Here is a 14,967-nt window from a genome sequence, read left to right as displayed (position 1 = left end):
GAGCCGTGCCGCAGCGAGGAGGAACGCCACGTGAGCCAGTACATCGCGAGGCTCGGGCGGCGCTCCCCCGCCGCACCGTCGCGGCTGCGCCTGCACCGCAGGCCGCGCCGCGTGGCGATGCTCTCCGTGCACACCTCCCCGCTCCACCAGCCGGGCACCGGCGACGCGGGCGGCATGAACGTCTACATCGTGGAGCTCGCGCAGCGCCTCGCCGCGATCAACATCGAGGTCGAGATCTTCACCCGGGCGACCGCCGCCGCGCTGCCGCCCACCGTCGAGCTGGCCCCCGGCGTCCTCGTCCGGCACGTCGACGCGGGCCCCTACGAGGGCCTCGCCAAGGAGGAGCTGCCCGCCCAGCTCTGCGCCTTCACCCACGGCGTGATGCAGGCCTGGGCCGGCCACCGCCCCGGCCACTACGACCTGGTCCACTCCCACTACTGGCTCTCCGGCCACGTCGGCTGGCTCGCCGCGCAGCGCTGGGGCGTCCCCCTGGTGCACGCCATGCACACCATGGCCAAGGTCAAGAACGCCAACCTGGCCGACGGCGACACCCCCGAGCCGGCCGCGCGGGTCATCGGCGAGACCCAGATCGTCACCGCCGCCGACCGGCTGATCGCCAACACGACCGGGGAGGCCGACGAGCTCGTCCGGCACTACGCGGCCGACCCCGGCAAGGTCGCCGTCGTGCACCCCGGGGTGAACCTCGGCCGCTTCCGCCCCGCCGACGGCCGCGCCGCCGCGCGGGCCCGCCTCGGCCTGCCGGGCGACGCCCTGATCCCCCTCTTCGCCGGACGCATACAGCCCCTCAAGGCCCCCGACGTCCTCCTGCGCGCGATCGCCGCCCTCCTCGACGACCGCCCCGAGCTGCGCTCGCGCATCTGCGTCCCCGTGGTCGGCGGCCCCAGCGGCAGCGGCCTCGCCAAGCCGGAGGGGCTGCAGAAGCTCGCCGCCCGGCTCGGCATCGCCGACGTCGTGCGTTTCCACCCGCCCGTCGGGCAGGAGCAGCTCGCGGACTGGTTCCGCGCGGCGTCGGTGCTCGTCATGCCCTCCTACAGCGAGTCCTTCGGCCTGGTCGCCATAGAGGCGCAGGCCGCGGGCACCCCGGTGCTCGCCGCCGCGGTCGGCGGCCTCCCGGTCGCCGTGCGGGACGGGCACACCGGATTCCTCGTGCAGGGGCACGACCCGCGGGCGTACGCCGGGGTGCTGCGCGACTTCGCCGACCACCCGCACCTCGCCGACCGCATGGGCGAGGCCGCCACCCGGCACGCCCAGTCCTTCGGCTGGGACACCGCGGCCGCCGCCACCGCCGACGTCTACACGGCCGCCACCCAGGCCCACCGCCGTCACGTACGCTCGCACCATGGCTGACAAGGCGACGGAAGCAGAGCAGCAGCGGGCGGCGCAGGTCATCGAGGGTGTCCTGAAGGACGCCGAACTCGACTGGGAGAGCCCGGCACCCGGCACTTACGTGGTCAAACTCCCCGGCACCCGCAAGCTGTCCACGACCGTCTCCCTCATCGCCGGCCGGCACACGCTCTCCCTCAACGCCTTCGTCATCCGCCACCCCGACGAGAACGAGGCCGGCGTCCACCGCTGGCTCCTGGAACGCAACCTCAAGCTGTTCGGCGTGAGTTACGCCGTCGACCCGCTCGGCGACATCTACGTCACCGGCCGGCTCCCGCTGCCCGCCGTCACCGCGGAGGAGGTCGACCGGCTCCTCGGCCAGGTCCTGGAGGCCGCCGACGGCAGCTTCAACACCCTGCTGGAGCTCGGGTTCGCCTCCGCGATCCGCAAGGAGTACGACTGGCGCGTCTCACGCGGCGAATCCACCCGCAACCTGGACGCCTTCACCCACCTGCTGGAGCGCCCGTCGCCCGGTAACGCCCCGGAGTGACCCCCACCAGCCGCCGGAAGTGCCGGGTCAGATGGGCCTGGTCGTAGAAGCCGGTGGCGACCGCGACACCGCTCACCGGCCACCCCTCCAGCAGCATCCGCCGGGCCCGCCCCACCCTGCGTGACATCAGGTACTGGTGCGGCGCGATGCCGTACGCCGTGCTGAACGCCCGTACCAGGTGCGCCGGATGGGCGGACAGCAGCGCGCCCGCCTCCGCCAGGGCGAGCCCCTCCACCACCCGCGCGTCGAGCAACTCCCGCAGCCGCCGCGCCAGTACGGGATCCCGCCGCGGCGCCGCCCCGGCCTCCCGGGACCGCAGGTGCTCCCGCAACCGCTCCCCGACCAGCGTCAGCCGGCTCTCGGCCTCCAGCTCGTCCCCCGGCCGCACCAGCGCCGCGTGCACCTGCCCGACCCGCCGGCGCAGCACGGGGTCGCGCAGATCGGGCCGGTCGACGGCGGCCCCGATGAGGTCGTCCCCCAGCCGGCTCCCGTCCAGGTACAGCACCCGCTTGCGGAACCCGCCGGCGGTGGCGGGGGCGCCGTTGTGGGGGACGTGGGGCGGCAGCAGGGACACCGTGTCGTGCGGGGTGCCGTGCTCGTGCCGGTCGAGGTCGTACCGTACGGCGCCGTCGTCGACGATGAGCAGCGTCCACGCGTCGTGCACGTGCATCGGATAGGCGTACTCGGTGAAGCGGGCGTGGAAGACCTCGACGACACCCGGCACGCCCGGCCGCCACGCGGTGACCGCCGCGCCGGGGCCCGCCGTACCGGAGCCCGCCCGGGGGGTCGCCTTCGAAGGCATGCAAACAACGTACAAGACCGCGGCGCGCCCGGATCGGCAGTCTCGGCGCATGAACACGAGCCCCCGCTTCGACACGAAGATCGCCGTCCTGCTGCGCGAGGACCTGGAGCCCTGGCAGCGCCTCAACGTCACCGCGTTCCTGGTCAGCGGCCTGGGCACCCAGGCACCCGAGGTGGTCGGGGAGCCGTACGAGGACGCCGACGGCGTGCCCTACCTGCCGATGTTCCGCCAGCCGGTGCTGGTCTTCCAGGGCACGAAGGAGGTCCTGAAGGCGGCCCACGCGCGCGCCCTGACCCGGGCCCTGCCCCGCGCGGTCTTCACGTCCGACCTCTTCTCGACGGGCCACGACGAGGCGAACCGGGCGGCGGTCCGGGCGGTCGGCACGACGGACCTGGACCTGGTCGGCCTGGCCGTGCACGGCCCGCGGAACGCGGTGGACAAGGTACTGAAGGGGGCGAGCATGCACCCGTGAGACACACGACGTGCCCCCGGGGCCGCGGCCGTGTTCCAATCGCCGGATGACGAGGATCGCACCCGAGCTGATACGACGCTGGCTGACCGGCTGGACGGTCGCCCGCTCCCTGCCCGGGGCCGAACCGGCCGGGTCCGCCGGGGACGGTCTGCGGTCGGAGTGCCGCCAACCCGGCCGCGAGGTCGAGGTGTTCGCGCTGCGGGCGGACGAGGACCCCGGGTCCGTGACACGGCTGGCGGCGGCGGTCGCCGCCGCACGGCAGGTCACCTGGCTCACCGTGCCCACGCTGCGCCCGGGCGCGGTGGAGTCCGCCGTCGACGCCGCCGGACTGGAACTGCACCGCCGGTCCGAATGGCTCATGACGACCGATCTCACCGGGCACCCGCGACACGCCCCCGCCGCGCCGTACGGGATCGAGGCGCGCACCGAGGGACCCGTCACGGAGGTCACCCTCCGCGGCCCCACCGGAGAGGTGGCGGCACGCGGCACCGTCGCCGTGGTCGGCGCGGACGCGACGGTCGACCGCGTCGAGACGGACCCGGAACACCGCCGGCGCGGCCTGGGACGCGCCGTGATGGGCGCCCTGGCGGAGGCCGCCCTGGCCCAGGGGGCCCGTACCGGTCTCCTGCTCGCCAGCGAGGAGGGCCAACGCCTCTACTCCTCCCTCGGCTGGCACCACCGGGCCGACGTCCTGATCGCCCGGGGACCGGCGTGACCGGGCGGGTCAGCGTGAGCAGACCACGCTGACCAGGGTGAACGACGCGTAGAAGGGACCCCGGGACAGGGCGGAGAACCAGGCGTGGCCGCGGCCCCGGTCGATGTGACCCGCGTCGACGGCCCTCCGCAGGTTCCGGCCGAGCCCCAGGGTGTGGTCGGCCTCGTCGAACGAGCGGAAGACGGGGGTCGTGGCGTCGACCGCCTCGACGTGGAAACCGGCCTGTTCGGCGAGGCGGGCGAGGCTCCGGCCGATGGTCGCGTTCCGCACCACCTCCGCCGTGGTGTACCGGGTGAAGGCACGGCTGGTGTCGAGGTCGTCGGCGTCGACGATCAGCGTGTCCCAGTCGGGTTCGGCCAGGCCCACCAGAGCGCCGGGCCGGGTGACGAGGTGGAGCTGCGCGAGCGCCCCCGCCGGGTCGGCGACGTGCATGAGGACGCGGTCGGTCTTGGCCCGGTCCATCGTCCCCGGCTCCACGGGCAGCGCGTGGACGTCCCCCGAGCGCAGTTCCACGGGGCGCAGGCCCTGCGTGCGGGCGCGGGCCCGGTCCAGCATCGCCGGGTCCCGGTCCACGCCGATCACGGTCCCCCCGTCACCGACGCGTTCCGCCAGCGCCGGCAGGTCCGTCCCCGGGCCGCAGCCCGCGTCCAGGACGGCGTGCCCCTCCCGGATGTCCAGCAGGTCGAGCATCCGCCGCTTGTACGCGCGCCCGGCGTCACCGGCGGCGGCCCGCAGCATGTAGGAGGCCTGGTCGGGCGTGGGCACCCCGAGAGTCGTCGACATGGACGCAGTCAAGCACCCGTGCCCCGTCCGGTTCAGCGGTTCGTCCTATCGTGATCGCATGACACGACGACGACGCCGGTGGGTGGTACTCGGCTGGTGGACGGCGTGGTGGGCCGCCGTCACCGCTCTCTTCGTGTTCCTGGGTGCCGTCACCGATCAGCCGATCGGCCTGGCCGGCAGCGCGGCGGGTGCCGCGTTCGTGATCGTCGTGGGCGAAGTCGCCGACCGCTTCCGGCGACGCTTCCCCTCGCGCCGCAGGACCGGCCGCTAATTCAGGTGGTATGACGCGGGTGGTTCCTGTCCCTCCTCGGGCCCGTAGGCCTCGTCCTCCCCGAACTCGGGGCTTTGGAAGGGATTGGTCACCGGGGGCGGCGATGCCGCGGCGGGACCGCTGGGCTGAGTCTCCGGAGCGGAGAACAGCGAGGTCAGGTCGATGAGAACGCTCTCTTTCGGTACAGGCCCCCGAGGGGGCCTGGTGTGCCGTGACCGGGCACAGCGGTACTACAACTTGGTCATCTTGGAATAAGGGCTCAGGATCCGCAGCTGCGCGGAACCGAAGTCCACGAGCACGGCGATGCCGTCCTCGATGCCGATCACCCGGCCGAGGCCGTGCACGTCGTGGGTGACCTGGTCGCCCACGGCGAAGTGCTTGGGAGCCGGTGCGACCGCGGCCTTGAAGGGGCTGGTGGGCAGATGGCGCTTCGAAGCATGAGGTTTAGTCATCACCCCCCAGTATGCGACCCCGACACCCCCACCCGCTGTGGCCACCGTCTCCCATCCTCATCCCGTTCGTGCCACCACGCCCCCGCCCCGTGCGGAAACCGCAGGCCGGCGGCCTGATCACGCCCCGCCAACGGAAAAGCGACAAGCCCCCTGCCCGCGAAGAAAGCGCGGACAGGGGGCTCGACAGCGTGAGGGCTACTTCTTCTTGCCCTGGTTCTTGACGGCCTCGATGGCGGCTGCCGCTGCTTCCGGGTCGAGGTACTTGCCGCCGGGGGTGACCGGGTTGAAGTCGGCGTCGAGCTCGTAGTACAGGGGGATGCCCGTCGGGATGTTGAGGCCCGCGATGTCGGCGTCCGAGATGCCGTCGAGGTGCTTGACCAGGGCGCGCAGGCTGTTGCCGTGGGCGGCGACGAGGACTGTGCGGCCGGTGAGGAGGTCGGGGACGATCGAGTCGAACCAGTACGGGAGCATCCGGACGACGACGTCCTTCAGGCACTCCGTGCGCGGGCGCAGCTCCGGCGGGAGGGTCGCGTAGCGCGGGTCGGCGAACTGGGAGTACTCGGCGTCGTCGGCGAGCGGGGGCGGCGGGGTGTCGTAGGAGCGGCGCCACAGCATGAACTGCTCCTCGCCGAACTCCGCGAGGGTCTGCGCCTTGTCCTTGCCCTGGAGGGCGCCGTAGTGGCGCTCGTTCAGGCGCCAGCTGCGGTTCACCGGGATCCACAGGCGGTCGGCGGACTCCAGTGCGAGCTGCGCGGTGCGGATCGCGCGCTTCTGGAGGGAGGTGTGGAGCACGTCGGGCAGCAGGCCGGCGTCCTTGAGCAGCTCGCCGCCGCGCGTCGCCTCCTTCTCGCCCTTCGGGGTGAGGTTGACGTCCACCCAGCCGGTGAACAGGTTCTTCTCGTTCCACTCGCTCTCGCCGTGGCGGAGGAGGATCAGCTTGTACGGTGCGTCGGCCATGGGCCCGAGCGTAATCGACGCCCCTCGGGCGTCGCGCGCCCCGCCCGCTGGGCGGACGGCCGGCGGGGCCCGTTAATCGGCTGGTGTTGCCGCCGCCGACGAATGTAAGTTGTGCTGGCCACTTCGGCCGCTTACATCTGCACACCAGGGCGCACCTGGGTTCCACGGGGGGTCACATGCCAGTCGCCGGAGTGAGACGTGCTCTGCGGGAGTCCGTCTCGGGGCTTCCCCGCGCGTTCTGGTGGCTGTGGCTCAGCACCCTGGTGAACCGGCTCGGCGCGTTCGTCGCCACCTTCATGGCGCTCTACCTGACGCTGGACCGCGGGTACTCCGCGTCGTACGCCGGTCTCGTCGCCGCGCTGCACGGGCTGGGCGGGGTGATCTCCTCGCTCGGTGCCGGGGTGATGACCGACCGGCTGGGGCGGCGGCCCACGCTGCTCGTCTCCCAGACCGCCACCGCGCTGTCCGTCGCGCTGCTCGGCTTCGTGCGGGACCCCGTCGCCATCGCGGCCGTCGCGTTCCTCGTCGGCATGGCCTCCAACGCCTCCCGGCCCGCCGTGCAGGCGATGATGGCGGACATCGTGCGGCCCGAGGACCGGGTCCGGGCCTTCTCGCTCAACTACTGGGCCATCAACCTCGGTTTCGCGATCTCCTCCGCGGGCGCCGGGTTCATCGCCGAGGTCAGCTACCGCGCCGGGTTCCTGATCGAGGCGGGGATGACGCTCGCCTGCGCGGTGCTCGTGTTCGTGAAGCTGCCCGAGTCCCGGCCCGCGGAGGACCCCGCGGGCCCCGCGGGGGAGAAGGACTCCGTCTCGCTGGGGACCGTGGTGCGCGACGGGCGGTACATGGGCGTCGTCGGGCTGTCGTTCCTCATCGCCCTCGTGTTCCAGCAGGGGTACCTGGGGCTGCCGGTCGCCATGGGGGCGGCGGGGTTCTCGCCCGCCGACTTCGGCCTGGCCATCGCCGTCAACGGGGTGCTGATCGTCGTCCTGCAGCTGCCCGTCACCCGGTTCATCGAGAAGCGGGACCCGCGGCAGCTGCTCATCGCCTCGTCCCTGCTGGCCGGGTACGGGTTCGGGCTCACGGCCTTCGCCGACTCGGTGGCCGTCTTCGCCCTCACCGTGTGCGTGTGGACGCTCGCCGAGATCGTCAACGCGCCGACCCAGACCGGGCTCGTCGTCGCGCTCTCCCCGGTGCACGGGCGCGGGCGCTACCAGGGCATGTACACCATGTCCTGGGCGGTCGCCGCCCTGGTCGCCCCGCTGATGTCCGGGTTCGTCATCGACCACTGGGGCGCCGCCTGGCTGTGGGGGACGTGCGCCGTCGTCGGCACGGTCGCCGGCCTCGGGTACGCGCTGCTGATGCGCGGCCTGCCGGGGGAGGGCGCGCCGACGGTGGTCACGAAGCCGGAGCCGGCACCCGAGGTGCGGGCGTCCTGAGACGGGGCGAGGGCCCCGGCGGCCGGGTCGGCGCCGGAGCCCTCCGTGACGTACCGCGTCAGCCGCACTGGCACGGGTTGCCCGACTGGCACCCGCAGCCGCAGCCGGAGCCGCAGCCGCAGGCGGCGATCAGGGTGAGGTGTCTGATCTCGGCCGGCTGCTCGGTCTCGCGCTCCTGCGTGGGGTCGGGCGTCGTGCCGGGGGATTCGGCCATGGGTCCCTCCTCGGGGCTGGGGCCTGCGCACACCTTCGCCCAGTGGATGCCCACCCCCCTGGGCGCATCAACGGCGCATTGAGGCTCGTGAGCGCCCCGGCCCACCCGCGCGCGCCGGGCCACCGAGCCGCGCGCGCCGGGCCGTACAAGCCGAGCCGTGCCCGCCGAGCGACCGAGCCGCGCGCGCCGGGCCACCGAGCCGCGCGCGCCGGGCCGTACATGCCGAGCCGTGCCCGCCGGGCGACCGAGCCGTGCCCGCCGGGCGACCGAGCCGTGCCCGCCGGGCCACCGAGCCGTGCACGCCGAGCCGCGCGCGCCGGCCCGCGCGCACCGCCCGGCGAGCCGCGGTCAGGCCTCCTGCGCCCCCGGCACCGTCGGGATCTCGGTCTGGAGCTCCGCCTGGATCTCGTCCGCGTGCTCGCCCGTGACCAGGTAGACGACCCGCTTGGCGACCGAGACCGCGTGGTCGGCGAAGCGCTCGTAGTAGCGGCCCAGCAGCGTGACGTCGACGGCCGTCTCGATGCCGTGCTTCCAGCGGTCGTCCATCAGGTGCTGGAACAGGGTGCGGTGCAGCAGGTCCATCGCGTCGTCGTCCTGCTCCAGCTGGAGCGCCAGGTCGACGTCCTTGGTGATGATCACCTCGGCCGCCTTCGCCATCAGGCGCTGCGCGAGCTGACCCATCTCCAGGATGGTCGCGTGCAGGTCGCGCGGGACCCCGCGGTCCGGGTAGCGCAGCCGCGCGAGCTTCGCCACGTGTTGGGCGAGGTCGCCGGAGCGCTCCAGGTCGGCCGACATCCGCAGCGAGGTGACGACTATGCGCAGGTCGGTCGCCACCGGCTGCTGGCGCGCCAGCAGCGCGATGGCCCGCGCCTCCAGCTCGTGCTGGAGCTCGTCGACCTTCTGGTCGGCCTCGATCACGTTCTCGGCAAGCTTCAGATCGGCGTCGAGGATGGCGGTCGTGGCGCGCCCGATCGCCGAGCCGACCAGCCGGGCCATCTCCACCAGACCGTCGCCGATCGAATCCAGTTCCTCGTGGTACGCGTCCCGCATCAGGCTTCCTCTCGTACGTCTGTCCGGGCTTCAGGGGCCTGGGCTCCTGCCCACGCTCCCACGTTCCGTCCCCTACGCGTCCGGTTCCGTCACCCCAAATGAACCATCCCTGGCTCCAAGGTGAACTCTGGGCGACGAGTGTTCGAGGTCGCCCACCGACGGCTGTGGGCACCGGCCGCGCCATGCCTAACCTGGACGCATGGACGTGAACGCGGCGGTCGCCGCAGTGGCAGCGATCGCCGGAGTGCTCACCGGCGTCATCGCCATGCTCGCGGTCCGCTTCAGCGAACGCGAACAGAGACGCCCCACGCGCACCTCCCTGCACACCGACCCGGTCCTCCCCCCGGGCGTGGACACGGTGCTGTCCGTGCTGCGCTCGTCCGCCGTCGTCCTCGACGAGGCCGACGCGGTGGTCAAGGCCAGCTCCGCGGCGTACGCCCTCGGACTGGTCCGCGGCGGCAAGCTCGCCGTGGAACCCATGCTCAAGATGGCCCGCGACACCCGCCGCGACGGCGAGATACGCCAGGTCGAGCTGGACCTGCCCCGCCGGGGGACCGGACGCGGCGAGGCCCTCGCGGTGTCCGCGCGGGTGGCGCCGCTCGGCTCCCGGCTCGTCCTGCTGCTCGTCGAGGACCTCACCGAGGCCCGCCGCATCGAGGCCGTACGACGCGACTTCGTCGCCAACGTCAGCCACGAGCTCAAGACGCCCGTCGGCGCGCTCTCGCTGCTCTCCGAGGCCGTGATGGACGCCTCCGACGACCCCGAGGCCGTGGAGCGTTTCGCCGGCCGCATGCAGATCGAGGCGACCCGGCTGACCAACCTGGTGCAGGAACTCATCGACCTCTCCCGGGTGCAGAACGACGACCCGCTGGAGGACGCCGAACCCGTACGCGTCGACGAACTGGTCGCCGAGGCCATCGACCGCTGCCGGCACGCCGCGGGCACCAAGGAGATCACCATGGCCGCGGCGGGCGCCGACGACCTGCGCATCTGGGGCAACCGGGGCCAGCTCGCCGCCGCGCTCGGCAACCTCGTCGAGAACGCGGTCAACTACTCGCCCGCCCGCACCCGCGTCGGCATCGCGGCCCGCACGGTCGTCCAGCCCGGCGGGGACCTGATCGAGATAGCCGTGACCGACCAGGGCATCGGCATCTCGGAGAAGGACAAGGAGCGCGTCTTCGAGCGCTTCTACCGCGTCGACCCCGCCCGCTCCCGTGCCACCGGCGGTACGGGACTGGGCCTCGCGATCGTGAAGCACGTGGCCGCCTCGCACGGCGGGGAAGTCACCGTGTGGAGCGCCGAGGGCCAGGGTTCCACCTTCACCCTGCGGCTGCCGGAGGCCCGTGCCGCCCGCGACCGTGCCCACCGGATGTCCCACCGGGACGACGACACCGAAGGCCTCGACGGCGAGGCCGGAGGGGCGTCCCACCCCACCCCCCACGGTTCCGCCGACCCATCCCCCCACTCTTCCGATCCATCCGCGTACGCAACGCTTCCCTCCCCGGAGGTCCTTCCGTGACCCGAGTGCTCGTCGTCGAGGACGAGGAGTCCTTCTCCGACGCCCTGTCGTACATGCTCCGCAAGGAGGGTTTCGAGGTCGCCGTCGCGACCACCGGGCCCGACGGACTCGACGAGTTCGAGCGCAACGGCGCCGATCTCGTCCTCCTCGACCTGATGCTGCCCGGGCTGCCGGGCACCGAGGTGTGCCGCCAGCTGCGCGGCCGCTCCAACGTCCCCGTCATCATGGTCACCGCCAAGGACAGCGAGATCGACAAGGTGGTCGGGCTGGAGATAGGTGCCGACGACTACGTCACCAAGCCGTTCTCCTCTCGCGAGCTGGTCGCCCGCATCCGCGCGGTGCTGCGGCGTCGCGGGGAGCCGGAGGAGGTGGCGCCGGCGGCCCTGGAGGCCGGGCCGGTGCGGATGGACGTCGACCGGCACGTGGTCACCGTGGGCGGCACGAAGGTCGACCTGCCGCTGAAGGAGTTCGACCTGCTGGAGATGCTGCTGCGCAACGCCGGGCGGGTGCTGACCCGGATGCAGCTCATCGACCGGGTCTGGGGGGCCGACTACGTCGGCGACACCAAGACGCTCGACGTGCACGTGAAGCGGCTGCGGGCGAAGATCGAGCCCGATCCCGGGGCGCCGCGCTACCTGGTGACGGTGCGGGGGCTGGGCTACAAGTTCGAGCCGTAGGCCGGCGGACGCCCGCGGCCGCCCGTGACGACACGAAGGGCGGGCCCCCACCCGGGGGCCCGCCCTTCGTGTGCCGGTGCGCCGGTCAGTGGCCGGAGGACTGACTGGCGGAGGCGGCGTCCGTCGGGGTCTCGGAGCCGGAGTCCGAGGAGCCGGAGTCCGAGGAGCCGGAGTTCTCCTCGCCCTCGCCCTCCGGGTTGTCGGCGGCCTCGTCCGTGCCGCCGTCGGCCGGCTCGTCGGAGGACTCCGCCGAGGGCTCGGACGAGCCGCCCGGCGCGGACGGGATGTCGCTCGGGCCCCACTCCTCGAAGAACTTCTCGGCCGGGTAGACGATCGCCCGCAGGCTCACCTCACCGGTCTCGCTGAAGGTGAAGGTGACCCGCTGCGCGTTGCCGTCCCGCACGGCCTCACGGCTGCTGGGCAGGACGGCGGAGGCGTTGCCCTCGCCGCCGATGATCAGCCGGCCGCCGGCCGGGACGGTCAGGCTGCCGCCCTCGGCGGGGGTCAGCTCGGCGGTCTTGCCGGTGCCGGGGAGGGTGATCGACTCCAGCGTCTGGTCGGTGCGGCCCTCGTTGAACAGCGTGGCGGAGACGACGGCGGGGCCGGTCGACTCCAGGTCCGGCTGGGTCACCACGATGGCGTTCTGGACCTTGATGTCACCGACCGACGTCGCGGCGTTGTCCGGCTGGATCTCCAGGGTCTGGGCGTTGTTGCCGGCCGCGCACGCGGAGAGCGAGGCGATCGAGAACGCGATGGCGGCGGCGGCGAGTGCGCCGCGTCGAAGGCTGCTGCTCACGGCGGCGGCAACTCCTTGACTCGTCGAGCGTTTGGCGACCCGGGTAAAGCCGCCCTAAGTATCTGTCAGCGGCCTCAGGTTACCGAGCCGTTCCCGCGGTGCCGCACCCGACCCTCCCGATGGGCGCGGGTTAGCCCGGGAAGCGGTGCGCGGGCCGGCCGGCTTCACCCGATCACCGGCCGCCGCGGCACACGGGTCCTCTCGCGTCCCACCCGCCCCGTCCCACCCGTCCCGTGAACCACAACCGACCCGTTGGTAAACACCCGTCACTTCCGCCCCGGGAGAGTCCGCGAGTGGCGAACCGCTGCCGCTCCGGACCGGTTCATTCGTCCGCTCGCGTATTTCCGCCGGGGAATGAGGGGGCGGTCGCGGAATTGATCACCGGTCGCCGATCCCGGAGCGTGTGATCAATTCCTGAATCGACCGGAACCCGGCCGGGTTCACCGAACGGAGTAGCGAAACTCGAGCATCCGGAACCGGACATATGGGGACGTTCGGCCGCTTGTGTGAGGCTTCCGGTGTGTGTGACGTGCCCGATTCGCGCGTGCCGGAGAGCCGCTCCGACCTGCGAATACCTGCTTCCGCTAGGCGTCCGCAGCACGTTCCTGTTGCAGTTGTCAAGCCCCGAGAATGGCCCTGACCTGCGAAAACGCCATTCAGAAGACGCCGTATCCGTGTTACCCTGGATAGCCACGGAAGGGGTACCTGTCACATGACGTTCAAGGTTGGCGACACCGTGGTCTATCCCCATCACGGGGCCGCGCTGATCGAGGCTATCGAAACTCGCCAGATCAAAGGCGTGGACAAGACCTACTTGGTGCTGAAGGTCGCCCAGGGTGACCTGACGGTACGTGTGCCAGCGGACAATGCGGAGTTCGTCGGCGTGCGTGATGTGGTCGGTCAGGACGGGCTGGACCGGGTCTTCGAGGTGCTGCGCGCACCGTACGCGGAGGAGCCCACGAACTGGTCCCGTCGCTACAAGGCAAATCTCGAGAAGCTCGCCTCGGGCGATGTCATCAAGGTCGCGGAAGTCGTGCGTGACCTGTGGCGTCGTGAGCGCGAGCGCGGACTCTCCGCCGGTGAGAAGCGCATGCTCGCCAAGGCGCGTCAGATCCTGGTCAGCGAGCTCGCCCTCGCTGAGAACACCAACGAGGACAAGGCCGAGGCCCTGCTCGACGAGGTGCTCGCCTCCTGAGGCCCGCCTCCTGAGTGACGGTTCCGCTCGCGCTCGGCGGAGCGCAGCAGCCCACACTCAGCAGACCGAAATGCCGCACACCGAAATGCCGCGGTGCCCGATGACGTCATGACTGTCGCCGGGCGCTGCGGCATCTTCGTACCCGGACGCCGTACGTACGCTGCTTCTGCGCCGTGGTGAGGTCCGTGTCGTCACTCACGCCCCCACCCTGCGTGCCGGGCCCGGGCGGTCGACTCGACCAGAATCACGGAAGGGGCTGGTCAAGGCGGACGCCCGGCACTCCCCCCGCTCCGGGAGCAGGGGGTACGCCCAGGCCATACCCACGTAGGCCGAGCACACAAACCTGACAGGAACCGATGTCTGCCGATCCGCTCACCCCGCCGTCCCCGACCCCCGCATCAGGCCGTCCGGCCACCCGTACGGCGGCCGTCATCCCGGCCGCCGGCCGCGGCGTGCGCCTCGGCCCGGGCGCCCCCAAGGCGCTGCGCGCCCTCGGCGGCACGCCCATGCTCATCCACGCGATCCGCGCGATGGCCGACTCGCGCGCCGTCTCCCTGGTCGTCGTCGTGGCCCCGCCCGACGGCGCCGCCGAGGTCAGGACGCTGCTCGACGCGCACGCACTGCCCGAGCGCACCGACTTCGTCGTCGTCCCCGGCGGTGACAGCCGCCAGGCGTCCGTGAAGCTCGGCCTGGACGCGCTGCCGCCCGGCTACGACATCGTCCTGGTGCACGACGCGGCCCGCCCCCTCGTCCCCGTGGACACCGTCGACGCCGTCGTCGAGGCCGTCCGTGACGGCGCGCCCGCCGTCGTCCCCGCCCTGCCCCTCGCCGACACCGTCAAGCAGGTCGCGCCCGCCCCGGGACCCGGCGAGCCGGAACCCGTGGTCGCCACCCCCGACCGGTCCCTGCTGCGGGCGGTGCAGACGCCGCAGGGCTTCGACCGGGCCACCCTCGTGCGCGCGCACGAGACCGTGAAGGACGACGTCACCGACGACGCGAGCATGGTCGAACAGCTCGGGCTCACCGTCGTCACGGTCCCCGGTCATGAGGAGGCCTTCAAGGTCACCCGCCCCCTCGACCTCGTCCTCGCCGAGGCGGTCCTGGCCCGCAGGAGGCTCAACGATGGCTTCTGAGCCGTACCCCCTGCCGCGGGTCGGCATCGGCACCGACATCCATGCCTTCGAGGACGGCCGCGAGCTGTGGTGCGCCGGCCTGAAGTGGGAGGGCGAGGGGCCCGGCCTGGCCGGCCACTCCGACGCCGACGTCGTCGCCCACGCCGCCTGCAACGCCCTCTTCTCCGCCGCCGGCCTCGGCGACCTGGGACAGCACTTCGGCACCGGCCGGCCCGAGTGGTCCGGCGCGTCGGGCGTCACCCTGCTCACCGAGGCCGCGCGCATCGTCCGCGCGGCCGGTTTCCGCATCGGCAACGTCGCCGTGCAGGTCGTCGGACCCCGCCCGAAGATCGGCAGACGCCGGGACGAGGCGCAGAAGATCCTGACGGAGGCGGCGGGCGCCCCGGTCTCGGTCTCGGGCGCCACGACCGACGGCCTGGGCTTCCCGGGACGGGACGAGGGGCTGATGGCGGTGGCGACGGCGCTCGTCGTGCCCGAGGGGTGACGGACCCGCCCCGCGGGGGCGCGGGCCGTGCCGGGCGCGGCCCCGCCACGCGGGCGTGACAGGCCCCGCACCAGCCCACGCGTGACATGCGCCCTCGAAAACGCCGGAGGCGCA

At 72.7% G+C, this 14,967-nt stretch carries 18 protein-coding genes; 11 read left to right on the top strand and 7 right to left on the bottom strand.

Going from position 1 to position 14,967, the window contains the following annotated elements; genetic code table 11:
• The first annotated feature begins 30 nt into the window (after positions 1–30).
• Both mshA and IE118_RS28840 read left to right on the top strand, forming a co-directional pair.
• A complete protein-coding gene (gene mshA / locus IE118_RS28845) occupies positions 31–1,368 on the top strand; it encodes a D-inositol-3-phosphate glycosyltransferase (protein WP_189561018.1) in 1,338 nt (445 codons plus the stop codon).
• Positions 1,361–1,894 (top strand): type III secretion system chaperone family protein, encoded by a 534-nt coding sequence (locus tag IE118_RS28840; RefSeq protein WP_189561017.1) that lies wholly within the window; start codon positions 1,361–1,363, stop codon positions 1,892–1,894. The genes mshA and IE118_RS28840 overlap by 8 nt, the downstream gene beginning before the upstream one ends.
• Here IE118_RS28840 and IE118_RS28835 read toward each other — a convergent pair.
• A complete protein-coding gene (locus tag IE118_RS28835; protein WP_189561016.1) occupies positions 1,848–2,696 on the bottom strand; it encodes an AraC family transcriptional regulator in 849 nt (282 codons plus the stop codon). The genes IE118_RS28840 and IE118_RS28835 overlap by 47 nt on opposite strands.
• A 49-nt stretch (positions 2,697–2,745) precedes the next feature.
• On the opposite strand from IE118_RS28835, the gene IE118_RS28830 reads away from it, so the two are divergent.
• Together IE118_RS28830 and IE118_RS28825 are read left to right on the top strand one after the other, a co-directional pair.
• A complete protein-coding gene (locus IE118_RS28830; protein ID WP_189561015.1) occupies positions 2,746–3,168 on the top strand; it encodes a DUF2000 domain-containing protein in 423 nt (140 codons plus the stop codon).
• A 46-nt stretch (positions 3,169–3,214) separates the two neighbouring features.
• A complete protein-coding gene (locus IE118_RS28825; RefSeq protein WP_189561014.1) occupies positions 3,215–3,883 on the top strand; it encodes a GNAT family N-acetyltransferase in 669 nt (222 codons plus the stop codon).
• A 9-nt stretch (positions 3,884–3,892) separates the two neighbouring features.
• Here the strand turns inward: IE118_RS28825 and IE118_RS28820 are convergent, their stop codons facing one another.
• On the bottom strand, positions 3,893–4,666 hold the full coding sequence (locus IE118_RS28820) for a methyltransferase domain-containing protein (RefSeq protein ID WP_189561013.1): 774 nt from the start codon (positions 4,664–4,666) through the stop codon (positions 3,893–3,895).
• Between the two features lie 58 nt (positions 4,667–4,724).
• Here IE118_RS28820 and IE118_RS28815 point away from each other — a divergent pair, with 58 nt between their 5' ends.
• Positions 4,725–4,937 carry a hypothetical protein gene (locus IE118_RS28815; RefSeq protein WP_189561012.1) on the top strand — a complete coding sequence of 71 codons (213 nt, stop codon included), beginning with the start codon at positions 4,725–4,727 and terminating at the stop codon, positions 4,935–4,937.
• 230 nt (positions 4,938–5,167) lie between these two features.
• Here the strand turns inward: IE118_RS28815 and IE118_RS28810 are convergent, their stop codons facing one another.
• Positions 5,168–5,389: a hypothetical protein gene (locus IE118_RS28810; RefSeq protein WP_189561011.1), complete on the bottom strand. Its 222-nt coding sequence runs from the start codon at positions 5,387–5,389 to the stop codon at positions 5,168–5,170.
• 195 nt (positions 5,390–5,584) lie between these two features.
• Complete coding sequence (locus tag IE118_RS28805) at positions 5,585–6,346, bottom strand: phosphoglyceromutase (protein WP_189561010.1); 762 nt, start codon at positions 6,344–6,346, stop codon at positions 5,585–5,587.
• A gap of 176 nt (positions 6,347–6,522) precedes the next feature.
• Here IE118_RS28805 and IE118_RS28800 point away from each other — a divergent pair, with 176 nt between their 5' ends.
• Positions 6,523–7,785 carry an MDR family MFS transporter gene (locus IE118_RS28800; RefSeq protein WP_189561009.1) on the top strand — a complete coding sequence of 421 codons (1,263 nt, stop codon included), beginning with the start codon at positions 6,523–6,525 and terminating at the stop codon, positions 7,783–7,785.
• A gap of 58 nt (positions 7,786–7,843) precedes the next feature.
• Here the strand turns inward: IE118_RS28800 and IE118_RS28795 are convergent, their stop codons facing one another.
• Entirely contained in the window at positions 7,844–7,999 is a 156-nt protein-coding gene (locus IE118_RS28795; protein ID WP_189561008.1) for a hypothetical protein, read from the bottom strand.
• A gap of 348 nt (positions 8,000–8,347) precedes the next feature.
• On the bottom strand, positions 8,348–9,049 hold the full coding sequence (gene phoU / locus IE118_RS28790) for a phosphate signaling complex protein PhoU (protein WP_189561007.1): 702 nt from the start codon (positions 9,047–9,049) through the stop codon (positions 8,348–8,350).
• A gap of 199 nt (positions 9,050–9,248) precedes the next feature.
• Here phoU and phoR point away from each other — a divergent pair, with 199 nt between their 5' ends.
• Together phoR and phoP are read left to right on the top strand one after the other, a co-directional pair.
• Positions 9,249–10,568, top strand: a complete 1,320-nt coding sequence (gene phoR, locus IE118_RS28785) for a two-component system sensor histidine kinase PhoR (protein ID WP_189561006.1) — start codon at positions 9,249–9,251, stop codon at positions 10,566–10,568.
• On the top strand, positions 10,565–11,245 hold the full coding sequence (phoP, locus tag IE118_RS28780) for a two-component system response regulator PhoP (protein WP_030829297.1): 681 nt from the start codon (positions 10,565–10,567) through the stop codon (positions 11,243–11,245). Before phoR ends, phoP begins: the two co-directional genes overlap by 4 nt.
• An 85-nt stretch (positions 11,246–11,330) precedes the next feature.
• On the opposite strand, the gene IE118_RS28775 is transcribed toward phoP, so the two are convergent.
• Positions 11,331–12,041, bottom strand: coding sequence for a copper chaperone PCu(A)C domain-containing protein (locus tag IE118_RS28775; protein WP_189561005.1), 711 nt, complete (start codon positions 12,039–12,041; stop codon positions 11,331–11,333).
• 712 nt (positions 12,042–12,753) lie between these two features.
• Between IE118_RS28775 and IE118_RS28770 the strand changes: the two genes are divergently transcribed.
• The 3 genes from IE118_RS28770 (at position 12,754) to ispF (ending at position 14,853) form a co-directional block, all read left to right on the top strand.
• Positions 12,754–13,236 (top strand): CarD family transcriptional regulator, encoded by a 483-nt coding sequence (locus IE118_RS28770; RefSeq protein WP_003953493.1) that lies wholly within the window; start codon positions 12,754–12,756, stop codon positions 13,234–13,236.
• 356 nt (positions 13,237–13,592) lie between these two features.
• On the top strand, positions 13,593–14,369 hold the full coding sequence (gene ispD, locus IE118_RS28765; RefSeq protein ID WP_189561004.1) for a 2-C-methyl-D-erythritol 4-phosphate cytidylyltransferase: 777 nt from the start codon (positions 13,593–13,595) through the stop codon (positions 14,367–14,369).
• Positions 14,359–14,853 carry a 2-C-methyl-D-erythritol 2,4-cyclodiphosphate synthase gene (gene ispF / locus IE118_RS28760; protein ID WP_189561003.1) on the top strand — a complete coding sequence of 165 codons (495 nt, stop codon included), beginning with the start codon at positions 14,359–14,361 and terminating at the stop codon, positions 14,851–14,853. Before ispD ends, ispF begins: the two co-directional genes overlap by 11 nt.
• Positions 14,854–14,967: the final 114 nt, after the last annotated feature.

This window comes from Streptomyces pilosus (assembly GCF_014649835.1).
GTDB classification, from domain to species: Bacteria; Actinomycetota; Actinomycetes; order Streptomycetales; family Streptomycetaceae; genus Streptomyces; species Streptomyces pilosus.
This window is presented reverse-complemented; position numbering and strand designations above follow the sequence as displayed.